This window comes from Acidovorax sp. sic0104 (assembly GCF_019219095.1).
In the GTDB taxonomy this organism is placed as follows: domain Bacteria; phylum Pseudomonadota; class Gammaproteobacteria; order Burkholderiales; family Burkholderiaceae_C; genus Acidovorax.
Genome location: NZ_JAHUWH010000018.1, coordinates 1 through 20,744 on the forward strand (window position 1 = coordinate 1; position 20,744 = coordinate 20,744).

General features: G+C 65.7%; 19 protein-coding genes. 6 read left to right on the top strand and 13 right to left on the bottom strand.

What is annotated here, in order from left to right; translation table 11 throughout:
• Nucleotides 1-213: 213 nt before the first annotated feature.
• From KW835_RS22240 to KW835_RS22255, 4 genes are all read right to left on the bottom strand, one after another.
• Nucleotides 214-1,341 (bottom strand): branched-chain amino acid ABC transporter substrate-binding protein, encoded by a 1,128-nt coding sequence (locus tag KW835_RS22240; RefSeq protein ID WP_218386501.1) that lies wholly within the window; start codon nucleotides 1,339-1,341, stop codon nucleotides 214-216.
• Nucleotides 1,342-1,472: 131 nt separating this feature from the next.
• Entirely contained in the window at nucleotides 1,473-2,219 is a 747-nt protein-coding gene (locus KW835_RS26970; protein WP_255593825.1) for a hypothetical protein, read from the bottom strand.
• Entirely contained in the window at nucleotides 2,219-2,653 is a 435-nt protein-coding gene (locus KW835_RS22250) for a DNA polymerase III subunit chi (protein WP_218386503.1), read from the bottom strand. The genes KW835_RS26970 and KW835_RS22250 overlap by 1 nt, the downstream gene beginning before the upstream one ends.
• A 23-nt stretch (nucleotides 2,654-2,676) precedes the next feature.
• Nucleotides 2,677-4,254, bottom strand: a complete 1,578-nt coding sequence (locus KW835_RS22255) for a leucyl aminopeptidase (RefSeq protein ID WP_218386505.1) — start codon at nucleotides 4,252-4,254, stop codon at nucleotides 2,677-2,679.
• Nucleotides 4,255-4,299: 45 nt separating this feature from the next.
• Here KW835_RS22255 and lptF point away from each other — a divergent pair, with 45 nt between their 5' ends.
• The 6 genes from lptF (at nucleotide 4,300) to KW835_RS22285 (ending at nucleotide 9,679) form a co-directional block, all read left to right on the top strand.
• A complete protein-coding gene (gene lptF, locus KW835_RS22260) occupies nucleotides 4,300-5,406 on the top strand; it encodes an LPS export ABC transporter permease LptF (protein WP_218386507.1) in 1,107 nt (368 codons plus the stop codon).
• Nucleotides 5,403-6,509: an LPS export ABC transporter permease LptG gene (lptG, locus tag KW835_RS22265; protein WP_218386508.1), complete on the top strand. Its 1,107-nt coding sequence runs from the start codon at nucleotides 5,403-5,405 to the stop codon at nucleotides 6,507-6,509. Before lptF ends, lptG begins: the two co-directional genes overlap by 4 nt.
• Nucleotides 6,510-6,538: 29 nt before the next feature.
• The gene (locus KW835_RS22270) at nucleotides 6,539-6,916 is read left to right on the top strand and encodes a sirohydrochlorin chelatase (protein ID WP_218386509.1); all 378 of its coding nucleotides are present in this window, start codon (nucleotides 6,539-6,541) and stop codon (nucleotides 6,914-6,916) included.
• A 71-nt stretch (nucleotides 6,917-6,987) separates the two neighbouring features.
• Nucleotides 6,988-7,929: a CysB family HTH-type transcriptional regulator gene (locus KW835_RS22275; protein WP_056062356.1), complete on the top strand. Its 942-nt coding sequence runs from the start codon at nucleotides 6,988-6,990 to the stop codon at nucleotides 7,927-7,929.
• Between the two features lie 153 nt (nucleotides 7,930-8,082).
• Complete coding sequence (locus tag KW835_RS22280; RefSeq protein ID WP_218386511.1) at nucleotides 8,083-9,234, top strand: pyridoxal phosphate-dependent aminotransferase; 1,152 nt, start codon at nucleotides 8,083-8,085, stop codon at nucleotides 9,232-9,234.
• Between the two features lie 10 nt (nucleotides 9,235-9,244).
• On the top strand, nucleotides 9,245-9,679 hold the full coding sequence (locus KW835_RS22285; protein WP_218386512.1) for a hypothetical protein: 435 nt from the start codon (nucleotides 9,245-9,247) through the stop codon (nucleotides 9,677-9,679).
• A 95-nt stretch (nucleotides 9,680-9,774) separates the two neighbouring features.
• On the opposite strand, the gene KW835_RS22290 is transcribed toward KW835_RS22285, so the two are convergent.
• From KW835_RS22290 to kdpB, 9 genes are all read right to left on the bottom strand, one after another.
• Complete coding sequence (locus KW835_RS22290) at nucleotides 9,775-10,680, bottom strand: DMT family transporter (protein WP_218386514.1); 906 nt, start codon at nucleotides 10,678-10,680, stop codon at nucleotides 9,775-9,777.
• Nucleotides 10,681-11,163: 483 nt separating this feature from the next.
• The gene (locus KW835_RS22295; RefSeq protein WP_218386515.1) at nucleotides 11,164-12,699 is read right to left on the bottom strand and encodes a RimK family protein; all 1,536 of its coding nucleotides are present in this window, start codon (nucleotides 12,697-12,699) and stop codon (nucleotides 11,164-11,166) included.
• A 1-nt stretch (nucleotide 12,700) separates the two neighbouring features.
• Nucleotides 12,701-13,819 carry a peptidase C39 family protein gene (locus tag KW835_RS22300; protein WP_339385465.1) on the bottom strand — a complete coding sequence of 373 codons (1,119 nt, stop codon included), beginning with the start codon at nucleotides 13,817-13,819 and terminating at the stop codon, nucleotides 12,701-12,703.
• Nucleotides 13,816-13,938, bottom strand: a complete 123-nt coding sequence (locus KW835_RS26975) for a hypothetical protein (protein ID WP_255593830.1) — start codon at nucleotides 13,936-13,938, stop codon at nucleotides 13,816-13,818. The genes KW835_RS22300 and KW835_RS26975 overlap by 4 nt, the downstream gene beginning before the upstream one ends.
• Before the next feature lie 87 nt (nucleotides 13,939-14,025).
• Entirely contained in the window at nucleotides 14,026-14,340 is a 315-nt protein-coding gene (locus KW835_RS22305; RefSeq protein WP_218386517.1) for a hypothetical protein, read from the bottom strand.
• Nucleotides 14,341-14,540: 200 nt separating this feature from the next.
• Nucleotides 14,541-15,245, bottom strand: a complete 705-nt coding sequence (gene kdpE, locus KW835_RS22310) for a two-component system response regulator KdpE (protein WP_094291090.1) — start codon at nucleotides 15,243-15,245, stop codon at nucleotides 14,541-14,543.
• 7 nt (nucleotides 15,246-15,252) lie between these two features.
• A complete protein-coding gene (locus KW835_RS22315) occupies nucleotides 15,253-18,024 on the bottom strand; it encodes a DUF4118 domain-containing protein (RefSeq protein ID WP_218386518.1) in 2,772 nt (923 codons plus the stop codon).
• A 36-nt stretch (nucleotides 18,025-18,060) separates the two neighbouring features.
• Nucleotides 18,061-18,633, bottom strand: a complete 573-nt coding sequence (kdpC, locus tag KW835_RS22320) for a potassium-transporting ATPase subunit KdpC (protein ID WP_218386520.1) — start codon at nucleotides 18,631-18,633, stop codon at nucleotides 18,061-18,063.
• Nucleotides 18,634-18,643: 10 nt separating this feature from the next.
• Nucleotides 18,644-20,743: a potassium-transporting ATPase subunit KdpB gene (gene kdpB / locus KW835_RS22325; protein WP_218386521.1), complete on the bottom strand. Its 2,100-nt coding sequence runs from the start codon at nucleotides 20,741-20,743 to the stop codon at nucleotides 18,644-18,646.
• Between the last annotated feature and the right edge of the window lies 1 nt (nucleotide 20,744).

Sequence of the window (20,744 nt, forward strand, 5' to 3'; positions counted from 1 at the left end):
CACTTGTTCAACAACGGCCAGTTTGAAGGCCATCGTGTAGTCACGCTGCGTTCTCTTGATGCCTGTATCCATGGCGTTTCTTCCTTTCGAGCATGGAAAGGTGTCAACGCTGGGCAGGACGGGTCAACGTCAAAAAAAAGGCCTCCGCGCAGGAAGCCTTTCTTTCCTGGCTCGGCACTATGTGCCGCGCCAAAAGGAAGTCGCTCTGGAGAATTACAGAGGCGTCTTCTTGCCATCCTTGTAGTTGTACAAAGTGATGGCGGGGTTCTTCATTTCGCCGTTGGGTTCGAAGGCGATCGTGGAAGTCACGCCCTTGAAGTTGGACTTGAGCAGCTCGGGGGTGTAGACCTTGGGGTCCACCGAGTTGGCGCGCTTCATGGCATCCACAATCAGGTACGTAGCGTCATAGGTGTAGGGGCTGTACACCTGGAACTGGTTGGGGTACTTGGCATCGTACTTGGCCTTCCAGGCCGTACCGCCAGGCATCTTGGCCAGCGAAGAGCCGCCTTCAGCGCAGATCACGTTGGCCAGGGTCTTGGCACCGGCAGCCAGCTTGGCGATTTCAGACGTGCAGACGCCGTCACCGCCGAAGTACTTCACATTGCCCATGCCCAGCTGTTCCAGCTGGCGCAGCATGGGGCCGGCTTGTGGGTCCATGCCGCCGAAGAAGATGGCGTCGGGGTTCTTGGCCTTGATGGCGGTCAGGATCGCCATGAAGTCGGTGGCCTTGTCGGTCGTGAACTGCTCGTCAACCACCTTCATGCCCTTGGCGGCTGCAGTCTTCTTGAACACGTCTGCCACGCCCTGGCCGTAAGCGGTACGGTCATCGATGATGGCGACGGTCTTGAGCTTCAGGGTGTCCACGGCATAGAACGCCAGGCCAGCGCCCAGGGCGTTGTCGTTGGCGATGATACGGAACGTGGTCTTGTAGCCGGGCTTGGTCAGGTTGGGGTTGGTGGCGGCGCCGGTCACGTGCGGGATACCGCAGTCGTTGTAAACCTTGGAAGCGGGGATGGTGGTACCGGAGTTGAGGTGGCCCACAACGCCTGCAACCTTGGAGTCGCACAGCTTTTGTGCGGCGGCCGTGCCCTGCTTTGGATCAGCAGCGTCGTCTTCGGCTTGCAGCTCGAACTTGATCTTCTTGCCACCGATGGTGATGCCTTGAGTGTTCAGCTCTTCAATGGCCATGCGGGCGCCATTTTCGTTGTCCTTGCCGTAGTGGGCTTGGGCGCCGGAAACCGGAGCCACGTGGCCGATCTTGACCACCTGCTCTTGTGCAGAGGCCACACCAGCTGCAGCTGCGATAGCAGCAACCACGGTCAGTTTCAACTTCAATTGCATATCAATCTCCAGTAAAGATAAACGCTGAGAATGGTTCTTGTGTCTCAACGCAGGGGAACATATCGCAATTTACGGGCCAGATCATTAGGGAACACGATTAAATGCGAGGGAAACCACAGGGGAATACCCTGTTAACCCTTTCGCATCGGCGGCGTCCCGCTCGCCAGTTCGTCGGCCACGGCTTCGTAGACCGCGTGCCGCACCACCGACTCGATCTCTTCGCGCAAACGCGGTAGCACCGATCTTGTCTGTTCCTGCACCACCGTGGCGATCGCTTCGCGCAATCGTTGATCCAGCACAACGTCCACGCGCTGCATGACGCGGTGCACCATGTATTCCTCGAATCCATCGGGGACCGACGCAGTGCGTGTTGCAGTCGGCGCAGGCGCGGGGGACACCGGTGCACTGTGCAATGCCGCAGCAGGTGCGGGTCCGGCGATGGTTGCAGCAGCAGCAGTTGGGGCGACGACGGCCGGCGCGGCGCGCAGGCTTGGATCGACACGAGCTGCCGACGGCGGAGCACTCGAAGCCGGGCTTGCGCTTGCGGCCGGCGCGAGCCCCGCACCCGCCGCCACGCTGGCTCCCGCCCTGATCTCCGCTTGACCTCCCGACGGGATGGCCGTTGTTGCAGCGGGGCGGTGCGCCATCACCGCCGGTGGCTGCGCGCTCGGCAGTGGCGGGCGCGCGGCAGACACCTGAACCGCCGACGTTGCGGTACCCGCCACCGGCCGCACGATGGGCGGCAGTTGCGACGGCGACATCACCGTGGTGCGACCTGGTGCAGCCGACGCTCCTGAAGAAGGCGCAGGGTCAGTTGTTTGCACCACTTCGGTGAGCGTAGGGACGAAGCGCGGCGGGGTGCGGGGAGGTTGCGCCATCAGCCTGCCTTCAACACCAGGTCGTGGCGGGTGATGGCATAGCCGCGCGACGCATAGTGCTTCCAGCGCGCACGCGCCTTCGCCCGATCGGACTCATCCTGCGCGCTCACCACTTCAACGAGCTTGTCGAACCGGCCAAAGCCTTCCGGCACGTCGGCATGCAGGTTCAACAGGACCTCATGTTGTGGCGCGGAACGGGAATCGGCAGCAAGCAGCACCGGAGACGCGTGAACAAGCTCTTCGTCCGCGTCATCCCGGCAATGCGCCACGAAGTCTTGCGCAGCCAGGGTCCACAGCATGCGGTCGAGCGTGACCAGCGTTTCTGCGGGCGCAGAGATCACCAGTCTGGCGCCGCTGCGCTGCACCTTGCGTGCAAAGCGGCATGCATAAGCCAGTCTGTCCGGCGCGTTGAAATGAAAGGCTATTTCGGTCATCAAATTGCAGTCGGCCAAATGCCTCAGGCTGCGCCGGACTTTGGAGCGCGCACGGCCGGTGCGGCCTTGCCAGTCCTGGCACGCAATGGAGAGAGCGAAGGCGAGCCAACGGCAGTCGCCGGTCGGTCGGCCTTGGGCAGCTTGGGGGCCTTAGGCGCTTTCGCCTGCGACTGTTTGAGCAGGTACTGCACCAACAACCCGACGGGGCGACCGGTCGAGCCTTTGGCGGCGCCACCCTTCCAGGCCGTGCCGGCAATGTCCAGGTGCGCCCAGGGCAGCTCGCCCACGTACTTCTGCAAGAACTTGGCCGCGGTGATCGAGCCGCCGGCGCGACCAGCCACGTTGCCCATGTCCGCAAAATTGCTCTTGAGGCCGTCCGCGTAGTCATCGTCCAGGGGCATGCGCCAGCAAGGGTCCTGAGCGGATTCGCCGGCTTCCTGCAGCGCCGCGGCCAGTGCATCGTTGTTGGCGAACAGGCCGCTGCGCACGCCGCCCAATGCAATAACGCAGGCCCCTGTCAGGGTGGCGATATCCACCACGGCGGCGGGCTTGAAGCGGGCGGCATATGTCAGCGCGTCGCACAGCACCAGGCGCCCTTCGGCGTCGGTATTGAGAATCTCGATGGTCTGGCCGCTCATGCTGGTGACGACGTCGCCGGGCTTGACCGCGCGGCCGTCGGGCATGTTCTCGCAGGCGGGCACCAGACCCACGACATTGATCTCGGGCTGCATCTCGCCCAGCGCGCGAAACACGCCCAGCACGCTGGCGGCACCGCACATGTCGAACTTCATCTCATCCATCTCAGGGGCCGGCTTGATGGAGATTCCGCCCGTATCGAACGTGATGCCCTTGCCCACCAGCACCACCGGAGCCTTGTCCTTGGCCGCGCCGTTGTAGCGCAATTCGATGAAGCGCAGTGGCTCTTCGGACCCGCGGGCCACCGCGAGGAAGGCACCCATCCCCATGCGGGCCACTTCGGCCGGCCCATGCACCTTGCACTGGATTCGCGGCAGCTTGGCCAAGCCCTTGGCGGCGTCTGCCAGCAAGGTGGGCGTGGCGTGGTTGGCGGGGCGATTGCCCCATTCGCGCGCGAACTCGATGCCGGCCACCAGTGCCACTGCGGTATCGAAAGCTTCGCGCACATCGGGTGCGCTGTGCACGCCCACCACGCAGCGGCTCAGGCTGCGCGCTTCCGCCTTGGACTTGGTGGTGGTGTAGACATAGCTGGCCTCCGCCACCGCCTGCACCGCGGCGCTCACAGCATCGGCCTGCGCCTTGCCTGCAAAACACACCACGACGCGCTTGGTCTGCGGCGCCTTGATCGCGCCCGCTACGGCCAGCAGCGCCTGGCGCACTGCGCGGGCCGCTCCGTCGCCAGCGCCCACCAGCGCGACCCGGCGCGCCGCGGCGCCACCAGGTTGGTACAGCTGCAAGCTCTTGCCCGCCTTGGTGGCCAGATCTCCATTCTTGAGCGCCTGCGCAGCCAGGGTGGACAGGGGGTCCTTCCCGGGCTTGAACCCCTCGGGTATCAGCGCGATCAGCAGATCGCATTTTTCCGACGCGGCCGCAGTGAGTTCAAGGGTCTTGAGATCAAAGTTCATAATCGATGTTTTCCTTTTTCAGCGTGCTGTACAGGCTCTGAGCCAATGTTATTCGATTCATCCATCCGCAAGGAGCTGGCGCGCAGCTTCGGTGCGACGCTCGTCGTGCTGGTGACCGTGGTCATGACCATGATGCTCATTCGCACCCTGGGGCAGGCATCGCGGGGCAGCGTCAGTCCGTCCGATGTGATGCTGGTCATGGGCTTCACCGTTCTGGGACAGTTGCCCACCATCCTGAGTCTGAGCCTGTTCATTGCCGTCGTCGGCACGCTCTCGCGCATGTACCGTGACAGCGAGATGGTCATCTGGTTTGCCAGCGGCCGCGGCCTCATCAGCCTGCTCAGGCCGCTGGTGCGGTTCGCCTGGCCCGTCATGGTGGTGATCGCCGTGCTGTCCCTCCTGGTCTGGCCCTGGGCCAACTCGCAGATCCAGGAATTGAAGACCCGCTACGAGCAGCGCAGCGACATCGACCGCATCGCCCCGGGTGAATTCCAGGAATCTTCCAACGGCAGCCGCGTCTTCTTCATCGACAAGGAAAGCGCGGACACCCAAACCGGCAACAACATCTTCATCGCCGCCACCGACAACCAGCGGGAGTCGGTCACCTCGGCGCGCAGCGCCCGGCTGGAGACACAGAACGGTGAGCGCATGGCGCTGCTGACCGACGGCCAGCGGCTGGAGACGACGCGCGACAAGCCGGGCATGAAGGTGAGCGAATTCTCCGAATACGGGACGCGCATCGGCTCGGCCCCACCGGGGTCCGCCGAAGAGCTGTCTGTCAAGACCCGCGCCACGCATGAACTGGTGATGAAGCCGCTGCCCGCCTACCAAGCCGAACTGGGCTGGCGCATCGGCCTGGCGCTGGCCGCCCTGAACTTCGTGGTGCTGGGCCTGGCCGTGGCCAGCGTCAACCCGCGCGCGGCGCGCAGCACCAGCCTGGTGTTCGCGCTGTTCGCCTTCATCGTTTACTACAACCTCATGACCCTGGGGCAAAGCTGGGTCGGGGCTGGCAGGCTGGGCCTGGTCAGCTTCATGGTGCTGCTGCATGGCGGCATGCTGCTGATGTCGCTGCTGGTGCTGGCCGCACGCCACAACCAGTGGACCATCCGCCGACTGTGGCAGGCCAGCCCACCGCCCGGGAGCGCTGCATGAAAACCATTCGCCGACTCATCCATCGCGAGGCCCTGCTGGCCGTCACCTTCGTGACCGCGGGCTTCCTTGCGTTGTTCTTCTTCTTTGACCTGGTGGACGAACTGCGCTGGGTGGGCCGCACGGGTGCCGAGGGCTACCAGCTCTCTCACGCGTTCCTGTTCGTGGTGCTGAGCATTCCCAGCCATCTGTACGAACTGCTGCCCATCACGGTGCTCATCGGCACCATCTTCGTGATGGCACGGCTGGCGCAAAGCTCCGAATTCACCATCATGCGCACCAGCGGCATGGGGCCCTGGCGGGCGCTGCGCACCTTGCTGACCCTGGGCGGCGTGTTCGTGCTGTTCACTTTCGCGGTGGGCGACTACATTGCACCGCTGACCGACCGTGCGGCGCAGCTGGTGAAGGTACGCTACCTCGGCCGACTGACCACGGGCGCCACGGGTGCCTGGCTCAAGGAGCGCCAGGAAGACCACTCCTTCGCGGTCAACGTGCGCGCCATCACTCCCAACGGCGGCATGCTGGACGTGCGGATCTTCGAGTTCGACGCCAAGGGGCGCCTCGCGTCGCAGACGCGCGCAGCATCGGGCCAGTTCGGCACCGACGGGGCCTGGAGACTCGAGCAAGTGCAGCGCAGCAAGTTCGAGCAGCGGGGCACCAATGAAGCGCGCGTCGAGCACCTGGACGCTCCCGCGCTCGAATGGCCCACCCGCATCAGCGCAGACATGGTGGCTGCATCGCTTCTCAAGCCCGACCGCATGGCCACCATCGACCTGTTCCAGTACATCCGCCACCTGGACGCCAATGGGCAGTCCGCCCAGCGCTACGAAATCGAGTTCTGGCGCAAGGTGTTCTACCCCCTGTCGTGCCTGGTGATGGTGGTGCTTGCGCTGCCCTTTGCCTACCTGCACTTCCGCTCGGGCGGCATTGCGGGCTATGTGTTCGGAGGCGTGATGGCGGGCATCAGCTTCTTCCTGCTCAACAACGTGTTCGGCTACGCGGGCAACCTGCAAAACTGGTCGCCGTGGTTGACGGCCGCCGCGCCCGGGCTGATCTACTCCGTGCTGTCCCTGGCCGCGTTCGGCTGGCTGGTGCTCAGGCGCTAGTGGGCCATGCTGCGACAAGCCACCCTGCCATGAGCCTCAGCGCCATCATCCTGTTCTCCCACGGATCACGCGACCCCCTGTGGCGCGCGCCCATGGAAGCGGTCGCCACCCGCATCGCGGCCGCCCACCCCGAGCGGCCCGTGGCCTGCGCCTACCTGGAGCTGTGCACACCGGGCCTCGCCGAGGCCGCTGCCCAGCTGGTGGCGCAGGGCGCCACAGAGGTCACCGTGGTACCTATGTTCCTCGGCACCGGAAAACATGCTCGGGAAGACCTTCCGGTGCTGGTGCAGGCTCTGCGCGGCGCCCACCCTGCCACGCGGTTCCATGTACAGCAGGCCATCGGCGAAGATCCGCGTATGACTGCGCTGATGGCAGACATCGCCTGCGAGAGCCGGGCCTCGCGATAAATCCCGCCCGGTTGTCTGATTTCTTTAGATGGTTGCAGCATAATGATGCAACTCTTTAGGCGATATCAGATATGAATCTGCACCAATTCCGTTTTGTGCAAGAGGCCGCGCGCCGCAACCTCAACCTCACCGAGGCGGCCAAGGCCCTGCACACATCCCAGCCCGGCGTCTCCAAGGCCATCATCGAGCTGGAAGAGGAACTGGGCGTGGACATCTTCGCGCGCCATGGCAAGCGCCTCAAGCGCATTACCGAACCCGGCCAGCATGTGCTCAAGAGCATCGAGGTCATCATGCGAGAAGTGGGCAACCTCAAGCGCATCGGCGAACAGTTCAGCGCGCAAGACAGCGGCACCCTCAGCATCGCTACCACCCACACCCAGGCCCGCTACGTGCTGCCGGTGCCGGTGGCCCGCCTGCGCGAGGCCTACCCCAAGGTCAACGTGAGCCTGCACCAGGCCACTCCGCACGAAGTGGCCCGCATGATCATCGACGAGGTGGCCGAGATCGGCATGGCCACCGAATCCCTGGCGGACTACCCCGAACTCGTCACCCTGCCCTGCTACGAATGGCAGCACGTGCTGGTGGTGCCCAACGACCACCCTCTGGCGCAAAAAGAACGCATCGGTCTGGACGACCTCGCGCACGAAGCGCTGATCACCTACCACCCCTCGTTCACCGGGCGCGGCAAGATCGACCACGCCTTTGCGGCGCGCAAGCTCACGCCCCGCATCGTGCTCGAAGCCATCGACTCGGACGTGATCAAGACCTATGTGCGCCTGGGCCTGGGCATCGGCATCGTGGCCGAGATGGCCATGCGCGACGACCCGGTGGGCGACCTGGCCGTGCGCCCCGTAGGCCACCTGTTCGGCCAGAGCGTGGCCCGCGTGGCCTTCAAGCGCGGCGCCTACCTGCGCAACTTTGTCTACAAGTTTGCCGAGCTGCTCAGCGACCGCCTGAGCCGCGAGCTGATTGCCCGCGCGATGACGGGCCATGTCAACGACTACGAACTTTGAAACACCCCCTGAGCCACTTCGCGACTTCCCCCTCCAGGGGGACGCCGCCGGTGGCCTGGCAAAGCCAGTTCCACGGCGTCCGCTGGCTTGGCCTGCTCCGCGGCCCTCGGGCCGACAAACGCCGCGCTGATTTTCCATGATTGACACCACGCGATGAGCACTCCGTCCTTCCCCAGCAAGCTGCCCAACGTCGGCACCACCATCTTCACCGTGATGTCTGCCCTGGCCACCGAACACAAGGCCGTCAACCTGGGCCAGGGCTTTCCGGACTTTGAATGCGCCCCCGAGCTGGTGAACGCCGTCACCGCTGCCATGCAGGCCGGCCACAACCAATACCCGCCCATGCCCGGCGTGCCCGCGCTGCGCGAGGCCGTGGCCCGCAAGATCGAGGCGCTGCACGGACGCGCCTACAACCCCCACACCGAAATCACCATCACCGCAGGCGCCACGCAGGCCATCATCACCGCGATTCTGGCCATCGTGCACGCAGGCGATGAGGTCATCGTGCTCGACCCCTGCTACGACAGCTATGTGCCCAACATCGAGCTGGCCGGTGGCAAGGCCGTGCGCGTGCCGCTCACACCCGGCAGCTTCCGCCCCGACTTCGCCAAGATCAGCGCCGCCATCACGCCCCGCACCCGCGCCATCCTCATCAACAGCCCGCACAACCCCAGCGCCACCATCTGGACGGACGAGGAAATGCGCCAGCTCGAAGACCTGCTCGCCCCCACCGACATCCTGCTCATCAGCGACGAGGTGTACGAGCACATGGTGTTCGACGGCGCCGAGCACCAGAGCGCCGCGCGCTTTGCAGGCCTCGCCTCACGGGCCTTCATCGTCTCGAGCTTTGGCAAGACCTTCCACGTCACCGGCTGGAAAGTCGGCACCGTGGCCGCCCCCGCAGCCCTGACGGCCGAATTCCGCAAGGTGCACCAGTTCAACGTGTTCACTGTCAACACGCCCATGCAGCACGGCCTGGCCGCCTACCTGCAAGACCCCACGCCCTACCTGCAGCTGCCCGCGTTCTACCAGGCCAAGCGCGATCTTTTCCGCGAAGGGCTGGCAGGCTCACGCTTCAAGCTGCTGCCCAGCACGGGCAGCTATTTCCAGTGCGTGGACATTTCGGCGATCAGCGATTTGAACGAGGCCGATTTCTGCCAGTGGCTCACCCGCGAGGTGGGCGTGGCGGCGATTCCGCTGTCAGCGTTCTATGGCGACGGGTTTGACCAGCGCGTGGTGCGGTTCTGCTTTGCCAAGAAGGACGAGACGCTGCGCGCTGCGCTGGAGCGTTTGCGCAAGCTGTGAGGGGCTGACCGTGGGTGCACTGAATTTTTCGGCCCCGCGCATCGTCGCGCCGACGCCGGCCAACAAGCTGTTGCCGTTTGAAAAGGCGCTGCTTGATGCCACGGCTGCCGCACTGCCCGCCGCCGATGCCCGCCTGCTGGCGCAGCAGGTGCTCTGCATCAACAACATCCGCCGCGTCTCGGACTGGAAGCAGATCGAGCTCTACAGCAAACGCTGGCTGTGGCACCGGTGGCCAGCGGGCGTGCTGTTTGTCCGCAAGGAAAAGTTTCGCTTGGCCACCGTGTCGTGCAGGTTCGGCGTCCAAGACGCGCACATCGAGGTCTGGGCGGTGGATGGCCATGTGTCTGCGCTCAGCGCCTCCACGGGCCTGAGCGGCCTGTCCATCGCCGGGCCGCTGAGCATCCTGGCGGTAGATCCGGGCGTTCAGAAAACCCGCATCTCATAAAAATGGGCTGTACCGCGCTCCCAATGGGCGCCAACAGCTACTAGATAGATAGCAAACACCTGCACAGCCCGCAGGTGCCTGCAGCGCCGGCCCCCTCACCGGGCAGTCTGCCTGGCCAGCCACACCCCCGCAGCCGCCAGCGCCATGCCCGCCAGCGCCCAGCCGCTGAGCGTCTCTCCAAACACGGCCCAGGCGATCAGCGCGGTCGTGGGCGGGGTCAGGTAGAACAGGCTGGCCACGTTCACCGCGCCGCCGCGGCGGATCAGCACATTCAGCAAACTGACGGCGCCCAGGGACAGCACCAGCACCAGCCAGCCCAGTGCGAACAGGAACTCGCCGCTCCATGTGATCGCCATGGTTTCGGTGGCATAGGCCAGCACCGCCATGGCAACCGCACACGGCAGGTACTGGATCACCGAGCCCGTGCGCAGGTCGAACGAGGGGCAGAACCGCTTTTGGTACAGCGTTCCCGCCGTGATGCCCAGCAACGCCACCAGGGCGGGCAGCAGCATGCCCGCCAAGGCACCGGCGGGCACGGTCGCCACCTTGCCCGCCACCACCAGCGCCACGCCGCTGAACCCCAACCCCAGCCCAACCCACTGCGCGGGCCCCACCTTCTCGCCCAGCAAGGCGCCCGCGACCAGCGCGGTCAACAGAGGCTGCAAGCCCACGACGAGTGCCGTGATGCCCGACGGCAACCCGTGGCCGATGGCCATGAACACCCCGCCCAGGTACAGGCCATGCACCAGCAGGCCCGACATTGCGATGTGCCCCCAGGCCCTGCCTGCCGGGGGCCAGGGCGCGCGCGCCAGGGCCACCACGGCCAGCATGAGCACGGTGACGATGGCAAAGCGCAGCCCCAGGAAGGTCAGCGGCTCGATGTAGGGCAAGCCCAGCTTGGCACCGATGAAGCCCGTGCTCCAGAGCGCGACAAACAGCAACGGGGCGATTGAATCCAGCGGATTCGAGACGGGGGACTGGTGCGGTGTTGCCTGGGTCATGGGGTGTGAAGATGAAGCGCCTGCCTGCGGCGGTCACACCGGACTTGGGAGAAGACCAAGGCAGCGGGAGTACGGCTGAGGGCCAGCCAATCATCGCACCGTCTGCCCGGTCACTGGGGCTGCGCCCGCATGCACTGGTCGCACACCCATTCACCATCCAGGCACAAGCAACTGCCAGAACGCCGTGATGAACCGGCCCAATGCCCCCGCCGGGCCCACACATGTGCAGACTGCGCGGTATAAAGGCGCAGGACCAGCGCTGTGGGTGAGCGCGGCACAGGCACAAGCCAAAAAATACAAGAAAAAACACTGCCTTGCGCGCATCCGCAAAGCGCCGAAAGCTACTTATTTGATAGCGCATCAATAGCACACTTCCGCGTCCCCAGCAGAAAGAGCGGGTGTGAACAGCCCCACCATCTGCCCACACCCTCCCTTTGCAAACGAGCCAACGGCAGGTGCCGACGCGCCAACGGACAACACGCGCTAGCCCGCAGCCACCGCCAGGCCCAGGGCGGGCTGGTGATCCAGGCCGCCCATCACGCGGCTGTTGCTGAAGCGCTGCTCCACCTGCCTGAGGAAATGGGTGAGCAGCAAGCGGTACAGGCCATCGCCCAAGGCTGCGTCCTCCACCCCCACATCGAGGTTCGGGTTGTCATTGATCTCGATCACGTACACCCCGGACGCCGTGGCCTTCAGGTCCACGCCATAGAAACCATGGCCCACCAGGCGGGCAGAGCTGACTGCCGCCGCCAACACCTGCGGGGGCACCTGGTCCAGCGGCACGGCCTGCACCCGGCCTTCGGTGTACTTGCCGTTGGCCGTGTGTTGCAGGATCTGCCAGTGGCCGTCGCACATGAAGTACTTCGCTGCAAAGATGGCCTGGCCTGCCAGCACGCCGATGCGCCAGTCGAAGTCGGTGTACATGAACTCCTGCACGAGGATGATTTCCGACTCCTTGAGCATCTCCCGGGCGATGCCATGCAGCTGTTCAAAGTTCTCCGCCTTTTTCACACTGCGGCTGAACGCGCCGTCCGGCACCTTCACCACCACCGGGTAGGCCAGCCGGTGCTGCATGTCGGCCAGCGTGCGGCGGCTGACCATGTGCGTGAGCGGGGTGGCAATGGCATGCTCGCGAAGCAGCTCCGCCAGAAAAGCCTTGTTGGTGCAGCGCAGGATGGACGCGGGATCGTCGATGACCGGCATGCCCTCCGCCATGGCTTTGCGCGCGAACTGGAAGGTGTGGTGGGTCACGGCCGTGGTCTCGCGGATGAAGAGTGCATCAAACTGGGTCAGCCGCGCCAAGTCCTTTTTTTCGATCAGCTCCACGGCAATGCCCATCTCCTGCCCCACATCGACCAGCTTGCGCAGGGTCTTGAGGTTGGACGGCGGCAAACGATCGTGCGGGTCGTGCAGCACCGCCAGGTCCATGCGCGGCTGGGGCATCGCGATCATGGGGCGCCAGCTACGCCGTGTGTACTGGAGCAGGGCTTGCACAAAGACCTCGTCGCGCGCGGCATCGACATCGCGCAGGTCCAGCGCCTGCAGGCCACCGATCTGCCAATGGGCCGAGTGCTCCTGCCTCTCCAGCGTGACCTCCATCAGCGGGCAACGGAACAGCTCGAAGCTTTTGCGAGCCAGCGCGGCCAGTGCCGGGTCGTCCATGATCCCGAAGAAGACATGCAGCGTCAGTGTGTTCACCGAGCGCGGTATCTCCTTGAGAGGGCCAATCAGCCGGTTCAGCTGCGCCAGCGCCGACGGCTCGATGCGTTTGCGCTGCAGGCTCAGGATGGTGTCCACACTCGGCGTTACGCGGTCACCACGCGCCTCGGCCAGCAGCGAGCAGTAGTAGCCCATGCTGAGGTAGCCGTAGCTCCTGCACAGGTTGGTGACCTTGCGCACGCGCCCACGGTGCAGCGGCTGTTCTGCAACGAATTGCTCTGCCGTGATGACCTTGATGTCGGGCTGGCTCCATCGAAAGTCGGCCAGCTTCTCCACCACGATGACATGTTCTGAGGACAATTTATTTCTTTCCAGAAAGGATGACGGCCGCAGTGCGCCCACGGCGCCCATACCTTGCGACTTTCTTGAATTCGCTCCAGCTGATGGACACACCGCCGTCCGGATCACCGGAACGTGCCATGGGGTCCAGCAGGCGAAACACCGCACCGTCGAAGCCTGTGATGACCACCCAGTGCGGCGTCTTTTCCCGGTGCAGGCGCCACAAGCTGATGGGCACAATGGGCAGGCGCCCCGCCCGCAACTGCTCGATCACGCTGTCGGGCGACACCGGCCGCGCATGGATAGGCACCTGGCGCGCCTCCAGCGCCGCCCTGAAGTCGTTCTCCACCAACTGGATCACGTCCTTCTTGCGGGGGTCGCGCACGCTGTCCATGAACAGCGAGGCACCGGCAGCCGCATACACCGACACCTCAAAGCCGTGGGCCAGCGCGGCATGCGCCAACCCAAAAGGCCCACACCCGCCATGGCCTGCGGCCATGAACACCGTGGTGGCCTCGCGCCACAGGCGGATCTCGGCCGCCTGGTTCACCGGCATGGCCGGGTCCATGGCGGACATCGCCATCAGCAGCGCACAGGGGCCGCAGGTGAAGTCCAGCGTCTGCGCATAGTGGCGCACCTGGAGCGACGCCGCTGCCTGGGCCAATGCGCCATCGAACAGGTCCTTCTGAAAGCACAGGGCCTGTTCGCCATCCTCGTAGTAAGCGGTTTTGCAACCGGTGTGCACAAAGCCGTGGCGCGCAAACAGACGGTGCGCCGACAGGTTGCGAGCCCTGCTCTCCAGCCGCAGCACCGCGCAGCCCGCATCACGCGCACCCTGGATTGCCGCCGCCAGCAGCCGGCTGGCCACGCCCGCGCGCCGCACGGACGGTGCCACTGCAATGGAGTACAGGCGTGCCACGGACGATCCTTCGCGGCGCAATACCACGCAGGCTCCACCCAATGTCTGCCCCGATCGGACCACCAGCACGCGGGCCGAGGGGCTCAACAACAGATGCCCCCAGCTCCTGCGCGAAATCCTGTCGCTGGAGAACGCGGCGTTTTCCAGCTGTTCCAATGCCGGCAAATCCGCAGGGCACGCCGTTGAGACGCCCCGCACATCGGTCGATGGTTGACGCTTCACGGGCAGTCCTCACGGGGCCGCTGCGCCTTGCGGTCAGACAGCTTCAATGCCACCCACCCCACCCCGATCGGAACCACGAGCACCAGCACGGCCATCAGCAATGCGATCCAATCAGCCATGGCGCACCAGCTCCGGGCCCATGCCACGCAGGGCGCTGCGCACAAAGCCAGCCTCAATGGTTTGGCACCTTTGCGCGCTGCAATCGTTCAATGACATGAAAGCGCCCCCGCGCAAGAACCGCTGGCCGCGCAGCCAATCTCGAGCTGCGGCAGGCCAGAGGCCAGGCAACGCTTGGCACTCTCCAGGTCGCGCCTCAGGATGTACAAGGTGCCCTTGGCCGTGTGGCGGGGCACGTCGAACGCCAGGCTGTATCCGCGCAGCTGTCGCCCCAGCACGGCCTGCAGCCTTGCACGCAGGCTTTGCCCATCGGCAAACGGCGTGGTGAACGCAACGAGCACCAACGCGGTGGGCTCGCCATCGCTCTCGCCCAGAGGCAACAGGGATATCCGGTGCAAGCCCATACTGGGACAACTCTTCATGAGCATGTTTTCGCCACACGGAGCCCCCGGCGGGGGCGCTTGTGGCCGGTGTTGAACATGCTTTCAGTCTAGGAAATCCGGCGTAAATCGTTCGTAAAAAATGCGGGGGCCAACATCAAATCGCTGTCAATCCAGCGGGGCTCCCCACGCATGTGCGCGGGTGCGCAGGGCTGGCGCCAGCCCTACACCGCCAGCCGGTATCCCACCCCCGACTCGGTGAGCAGATGGCGGGGCTGCGCGGGGTCGGCCTCCAGCTTTTGGCGCAGGTGCCCCATGTAGATGCGCAGGTAGTGGCTCTGGTCCGACCGCATGGGCCCCCACACCTCGCGCAGCAGCTGCTTTTGGGTGATGACCCGCCCCGCATTGGCCACCAGCACCATGAGCATGCGGTACTCGGTGGGGGTCAGGTGCACCTCCACACCCGCCTTGCGCACCAGGCGCGCACTGCGGTCCACCTCGACATCGCCGAAATGGAACAGGGGCTCCGCCGCCTCCTGCACCAGCCCGTTGCCGGTGGCGGCGCGGGGCCTGCGCAGGTTGGCCCGCACCCGCGCCAGCAACTCGCCGGTGCCAAAGGGTTTGGTGAGGTAGTCGTCAGCACCCGCGTCGAGTGCCGCGATCTTGTCGGTCTCATCGGTGCGTGCGGACAGCACGATGATGGGCACGGCGGACCAGCCCCGCACATCGCGGATGAGCTCCACCCCATCGCCATCGGGCAGCCCCAGGTCCAGCACCAGCAGGTCGGGGTGGCGGGTGCCTGCGGCAGACAGGCCCTCGCGCAGGGTTCCCGCCTCGTGCACCTGCCAGCCCTCGGCCTCCAGCGCGCTGCGCACAAAGCGCCGGATCTGCGGCTCATCCTCGATCACCAAAACGGTACGTATCTGCATTGTTTTCTCAAGGGGCAGAAACGCCCCGCTCCATCTCGCTCAAACCGGGGTCGGGCGGCGGCTCGCGCCGCGCCAGGGTCACCGTGAATTCCGCCCCGCCCCCTTCCGCACTGGCGGCAGAGATCGCACCGCCATGCGCTTGCACGACGGCCTTGCAGATCGCCAGCCCCAGGCCCACGCCCGGGGTGGCGGATTCCGCCTGGCCCCGGGTGAATTTTTCAAACAGGGTGTGCTCTTTGCCACGCACCGAGGCGGGCAGGCCCGGGCCATGGTCCCGCACCTTCAGCACCAGCATGTTGTCGGTGGTGGATGCTTTCACCACCACCGGTCCCGCGCCGTATTTGGCCGCATTCTCCAGAAGGTTGACCAGCACGCGCTCAATGAGCACGGGGTCGAACTCCACCAGCGGCAGGTCGGCGGGCACCTCGGTGCGCACAGGCATGTCGCCCAGTGCTGGTCGAGCGGCCCGGATGGCGGAGCCAACCACCTCCTCCACGGACTGCCAGTCCCGCCGCAGATGAACGCTCTGCCCCGACACATCGCTCTCCAGGCGCGCCATGTCCAGCAGGTTGCTGACCAGCGCATTGAGCTGGTGCGCCTGGCGCACGATGGCCTTGGCCACGGTGTTTGTCTCTTGCGGCGGCGCGACCTGCAACGATTCGGCGAGCGTGATCAGGGCCGTGAGGGGGGTGCGCACATCGTGCGATACCGCGCCCAGCAGGGCATTGCGCAGGCGTTCAGACTCCATGTCCACCACGGCCTGCTGCGCAATGTCCACGTAGTGCACACGCTCCAGGGCAATGGCGATCTGCCGGGCGAGGGTGTCGAGCTGCTGCGCCTGTTCCGGGATCAGCAGCCAGCGGGGCTGTGCAGGCTCCAGCGCCAGCACACCACGCACGCGCATGGGGGCCTTCAGGGGCTCATAGCGCCAGGCCTGCGCGGCCAGGGTGTTGGTGGCCAGGCCCGCGCTCTGCCCCTGGCGCAGCGTCCAGTCCGCCACGCTTTTGTCGAAGCCCGGCGGCACATCGTCGGGGTACTGAAGACGGTCCGACGCGTCCAGCGCCACCACCACGGCGCGGCCCCCAAAGTGCCCCTGCACGGCCGCCGCGCCGATCTCGATGACCTGGCTGGTCTCCAGCGCCGCTGACAGCTCGCGCGTCAGCTCAAACAGGGACTGGGCCCGCCGCTCCCGGCTGATCGACACCCCGGCGGCAAACCGCAACCCGGCCGTGAGCTGCCCCACCAGCAGCCCCACGCCCAGCATCACCGCAAAAGTGACGACGTACTGCACATCGCTCACCGCGAACGACAGGCGCGGCGAGACGAAGAAGAAGTCGAACGCCAGCACATTCAGCAAGGCCGCCATCGCTGCGGGCACGCGCCCAAAACGCATGGCCACCGCGACAACCCCCACCAGGTAGAGCATCACGATGTTGGTGAGCTCCAGCACACCATGCAGCGGTGTCGCCAGCACCGTGACGGCAACGCTGGCGCCCAGTGCCCACAAAAACCCCTGCCAGCGATAGCGCCCTGCGCCGGGCTCGCCCACATCCCCGTCATCGTCCAGGCTCATGTTGCGGTCCCACAGCGCCCGAGGCAGGCGCCGCGAGCTACCCGCATGCGCTGCCTCGACGATGTCGAGCGAAGGCGCCCGTTCGGCCAACTCGCGCGCAACACCCTTGGAAGCGAGAAGTTTGCGCCAGCCCGCCCGCGCGGCGGGGCGCCCCAGCACCAGGGTGGCGCAGTTCAGATGCAGCGCCTGGGCCGCCAGGGCCGGCGCCACGCGGTCGCCCGTGAGCACGGCCGTTTCGGCACCCAGCTCCTGCGCCAGTTGCAGCACGGCCAGAATTCTGTCGCGCTGGGCTGCGCCCAGGCGCTGCAGCCTTGGCGTCTCCACATAGGCGGCATGCCACTTCACATTGAGCTGCCCCGCCAGGCGGGCAGCTGTGCGCACCGTCTGTGCCGCGTCTTCGTGGGGCCCGACACAGGCCAGGATGCTGCCCGAGGTGTTCCAGGCACTGGCCACGCGGCTGCCGGAAGCACCCGACTGCTCCACCCGCCAGCCCAGCACATCGTCTTCCACGTGCTCCGCCGTGCGCCGCAGCGCAATCTCCCGCAGGGCGATCAGGTTCCCCTTGCGGAAAAAGCTCTGCGCCGCACGCTCGGCCTGCTGGCGCACGTAGACCTTGCCAGCGTCCAGGCGGGCGATCAGCTCGTCGGGCGTGGCATCGACCAGCACCACTTCGTCGGCGTTGTCCAGAACGGTGTCGGGCACCGTTTCGTGCACGCGCACGCCGGTGATGGCCCCCACCGTGCCGTTCAGGCTCTCCAGATGCTGAACATTGAGTGCGGTCCACACGTCGATGCCAGCGGCCAGCAGCTCCTGCACATCCTGCCAGCGCTTGGCGTGGCGGGAACCCTGCACGTTGGAGTGCGCAAGTTCATCCACCAGCAAGATGGCAGGCTTTCGGGCCAGGGCCGCATCCAGATCGAACTCGGAGAGCGTCCGGCCCCGGTACTCCACCTGCTTCAGGGGCAGCGACTCCAATCCCTCCAGCAGCGCAGCCGTTTCGGCCCGGCCATGGGTTTCCACCACGCCGATGAGGATGTCGCGCCCGGCGCGCCGCTCGCGCTGCGCGGCGCTGAGCATGGCCCAGGTCTTGCCGACCCCGGCATTGGCACCAAAGTAGATGCGCAGCTTGCCCCGCTGGGTCTGCTCTTCCTGGGCGCGCAGTTGCGCAATCAAGGCATCGGGGTCGGGGCGCTGGATGTCAGTCATGCATCAACAAGTATCGGTGCCAAAAGTCAGAGCATGTCAGCGCAAGCCGTCGAGCGCCAGGTTCAGCGCCAGCACGTTCACCCGGGGTTCGCCCAGCAGCCCCCACAAGGGTTGCTCCGCGTACTGGCCAATCACGGCATTCACGCTGGCCACCGGCAGGCTGCGGGCCCGCGCCACGCGCCCTGCCTGGTACTGCGCCGCAGCCAGGCTGATGTGCGGGTCCAGGCCACTGGCCGAGGCCGTGACCAGATCCACCGGCACGGGGGCTGTGTTGCCGGGGTCGGCCGCGCGCAGGGCTTGTACGCGCGCTTTCACGGCATCGGCCAGCGCCGGATTGAGCGGCCCCTGGTTGGAACCGCTGGACGCTGCCGCGTTGTACGGCATGGGTGCCGTGGCCGATGGGCGGCCCCAGAAATGCCCGGGGTCTGAAAAGTTCTGGCCGATCAGCGACGAACCGACGGTCTGGCCATTGCGCTGTACCAGGCTGCCCGCTGCCTGCTGAGGGAACACCGCCTGGGCGGCGCCCGTCACCGCCAGCGGATAGAGCAGCCCGGTCAGCACGCTCAACAAGGCAAACAGCACCAGCGCGGGGCGAAGAATGTTTTTCATCAGAATCTCCTCAGATCAGCCCGACGGCCACAAGTATCCAGTCAATCAGCTTGATGCCCACAAACGGCACCAGCAGCCCGCCCAGCCCATAGATGGCCAGGTTGCGCCGCAGCAGCGCAGCCGCACCCACCGGGCGGTAGCGCACGCCGCGCAAGGCCAGGGGAATCAGGAACACGATCACCAGCGCATTGAAGATCACGGCCGACAGGATGGCGGACGACGGACTTGCCAGCCGCATGACGTTGAGCGCCGACAGCTGCGGGTAGGTGGACACGAAGATGGCCGGCACGATGGCGAAGTATTTCGCTACATCGTTCGCGATGGAGAAGGTGGTGAGCGAGCCGCGCGTCATCAAGAGCGCCTTGCCGGTCTCCACCACTTCCAGCAACTTGGTGGGGTTGGAGTCCAGGTCCACCATGTTGCCCGCCTCCTTGGCGGCCTGCGTGCCGCTGCCCATGGCCACAGCCACGTCGGCCTGGGCCAGCGCAGGGGCGTCGTTGGTGCCGTCGCCGGTCATCGCCACCAGGCGGCCTTCGGCCTGGTACTTGCGGATCAGCTGCAGCTTGTCTTCGGGCGTGGCTTCGGCCAGGAAGTCGTCCACCCCCGCCTCGGCCGCGATGGCCGCTGCCGTGAGCTTGTTGTCGCCGGTGATCATCACGGTCTTGATGCCCATGCGGCGCAGCTCGATGAAGCGCTCCTTGATGCCCGCCTTGACGATGTCCTTGAGCTCGACGATGCCCAGCACATGGCTGCCCTCGGCCACCGCCAGGGGCGTGCTGCCGCGCAGGGCCACCTGGTCGGCCGCGCTCATGACGTCCTGGGGCATCTTGCCGCCCAGGGCTTCCACATGCTTGGCCAGTGCCAGCACGGCCCCCTTGCGCAGCATGGTGAGAGCAGACTCCGGCTGCCCCTCGCCTGCGGGCAGGTCCACGCCGCTCATGCGGGTCTGGGCTGTGAAGGGCACCAGCTTGACGCCCTGCGGGTTCTGGCCATCCACGCCAGCGCGGCGGGCCAGCTCCACAATGCTGCGGCCTTCCGGCGTTTCATCTGCCAGCGACGCCAGCAAGGCGGCGCGCGCAAGGCGCTCCTTGGACACACCCGGCGCAGGCAAAAATGCGCTGGCCTGGCGGTTGCCATGGGTGATGGTGCCGGTCTTGTCCAGCAACAGCACGTCCACGTCGCCTGCGGCCTCCACGGCCCGGCCCGAGGTGGCGATCACATTGGCCTGCATCATGCGGCTCATGCCAGCCACCCCCACGGCAGACAGCAGGCCGCCAATGGTGGTGGGGATCAGGCACACCAGCAGGGCCACCAGCGCGGTCAGCGAGACCACCGTGCCCGCGCCCGACGCCTGCACGCTGAAGATCGAAAACGGCAGCAGGGTCACGGTAACGACCAGGAACACGATGGTCAGCGCCACGAGCAAAATGGTCAGCGCGATCTCGTTGGGCGTCTTCTGGCGCTTGGCGGCTTCCACCATGCCGATCATCCGGTCGAGGAACGACTCGCCCGGGTTCACCGCCACGCGCACCACCAGCCAGTCGGACAACACCCGGGTGCCGCCGGTCACGGCAGAAAAATCGCCACCGGACTCACGCACCACGGAGGCCGATTCGCCGGTGATGGCGCTCTCGTCCACCGAGGCCACGCCCTCGATCACCTCGCCGTCCAGCGGGATCACATCGCCAGCCTCCACCAGCACCACATCGCCCCGGCGCAGGTTGGTGGCCAGCTCGGGCAAGAACGCAGAACCGTGCACGGGCTCCTTGAGCTTCTTGGCCCAGGTTTCCTTGCGCAACCCGCGCAGCGATGCGGCTTGCGCCTTGCTGCGCCCTTCTGCCAGCGCTTCGGCAAAATTGGCAAACAGCACGGTGAACCACAGCCAGACCGTGATGGCCAACACAAACGCTGGACGCATGCTCGCATCCTCAGGCGCATTGAGTGCATGCAGCCACAGCAGCGTGGTGAAGATGCTGCCGATATACACGATGAACATCACCGGGTTGCGCCACTGCACCAACGGACTGAGCTTGGCCAGCGCGCCCCAGAGCGCGGTCTTGATCAACGCTGCATCCAGCAGCGAAACGGAAGAAGTTTTTTTCTTGGTCATT

Bases quoted from the DNA above. Each gene is read 5' to 3' on its own strand.
- KW835_RS22240 (WP_218386501.1), bottom strand. From the start codon at position 1,341: ATGCAATTGAAGTTGAAACTGACCGTGGTTGCTGCTATCGCAGCTGCA.
- KW835_RS26970 (WP_255593825.1), bottom strand. From the start codon at position 2,219: ATGGCGCAACCTCCCCGCACCCCGCCGCGCTTCGTCCCTACGCTCACC.
- KW835_RS22250 (WP_218386503.1), bottom strand. From the start codon at position 2,653: ATGACCGAAATAGCCTTTCATTTCAACGCGCCGGACAGACTGGCTTAT.
- KW835_RS22255 (WP_218386505.1), bottom strand. From the start codon at position 4,254: ATGAACTTTGATCTCAAGACCCTTGAACTCACTGCGGCCGCGTCGGAA.
- lptF (WP_218386507.1), top strand. From the start codon at position 4,300: ATGTTATTCGATTCATCCATCCGCAAGGAGCTGGCGCGCAGCTTCGGT.
- lptG (WP_218386508.1), top strand. From the start codon at position 5,403: ATGAAAACCATTCGCCGACTCATCCATCGCGAGGCCCTGCTGGCCGTC.
- KW835_RS22270 (WP_218386509.1), top strand. From the start codon at position 6,539: ATGAGCCTCAGCGCCATCATCCTGTTCTCCCACGGATCACGCGACCCC.
- KW835_RS22275 (WP_056062356.1), top strand. From the start codon at position 6,988: ATGAATCTGCACCAATTCCGTTTTGTGCAAGAGGCCGCGCGCCGCAAC.
- KW835_RS22280 (WP_218386511.1), top strand. From the start codon at position 8,083: ATGAGCACTCCGTCCTTCCCCAGCAAGCTGCCCAACGTCGGCACCACC.
- KW835_RS22290 (WP_218386514.1), bottom strand. From the start codon at position 10,680: ATGACCCAGGCAACACCGCACCAGTCCCCCGTCTCGAATCCGCTGGAT.
- KW835_RS26975 (WP_255593830.1), bottom strand. From the start codon at position 13,938: ATGGCTGATTGGATCGCATTGCTGATGGCCGTGCTGGTGCTCGTGGTT.
- KW835_RS22305 (WP_218386517.1), bottom strand. From the start codon at position 14,340: ATGGGCTTGCACCGGATATCCCTGTTGCCTCTGGGCGAGAGCGATGGC.
- kdpE (WP_094291090.1), bottom strand. From the start codon at position 15,245: ATGCAGATACGTACCGTTTTGGTGATCGAGGATGAGCCGCAGATCCGG.
- KW835_RS22315 (WP_218386518.1), bottom strand. From the start codon at position 18,024: ATGACTGACATCCAGCGCCCCGACCCCGATGCCTTGATTGCGCAACTG.
- kdpC (WP_218386520.1), bottom strand. From the start codon at position 18,633: ATGAAAAACATTCTTCGCCCCGCGCTGGTGCTGTTTGCCTTGTTGAGC.
- kdpB (WP_218386521.1), bottom strand. From the start codon at position 20,743: ATGACCAAGAAAAAAACTTCTTCCGTTTCGCTGCTGGATGCAGCGTTG.